This is a genomic window from Sutterella massiliensis (assembly GCF_016899755.1).
GTDB classification, from domain to species: domain Bacteria; phylum Pseudomonadota; class Gammaproteobacteria; order Burkholderiales; family Burkholderiaceae_F; genus Sutterella; species Sutterella massiliensis.
Map to the genome: position 1 here is coordinate 1 of NZ_JACJJC010000240.1, position 537 is coordinate 537.

At 56.8% G+C, this 537-nt stretch carries 1 protein-coding gene; it reads left to right on the top strand.

What is annotated here, in order from left to right:
- The coding region (locus H6A60_RS12365; protein WP_205105065.1) for a restriction endonuclease subunit S domain-containing protein at nucleotides 1-537 on the top strand (537 nt) is incomplete at both ends.

Consider the following 537-nt stretch of genomic DNA (forward strand, 5'->3'; position numbering starts at 1 on the left):
TAATGACGGAAGCTGCGCAGGCCGAAGTTGCCGCCATGCTCGCAGGCGAACCGGTTGATTTTCCGTCGCGAACCGTCTCTGCAGAGGTTGTTCGTGCGGCCTACAACCGCATCGATCCGACTTATTGGATTGCGGAAGAACAGCAGCGTGCAGTCACCGACCGCATCAGCCGATTCAAGCGCACGGTTGCGGACATCGCCGATGTTATCCGGCCTGCACCGTTGCGTGCAGCGCAGACCGACAGCATCGATCGACAAAGCTTCCGGACCGTGTCCTCGGGCGACATTACGGCAGAAGGTCGAGTAAGCCGACCCGAATCGTCTGTGGACATGCCGGTAAATCGTCAGCGCGGTGCGTTCCTTAATACGATCCTTCGGCCCAATGACATTGTCTTTGTTCACAAAGGTGCTGTCGGTCGGTGCGGAATCGTCGACGAAAACTTCAGAGATGTCATTCTCGGACCGTCAACGGTGTGCATCCGACTTCACGAAGGTGTCAATGACATGTCGGCGCCGGCACTTATGCGTTATCTGAGAT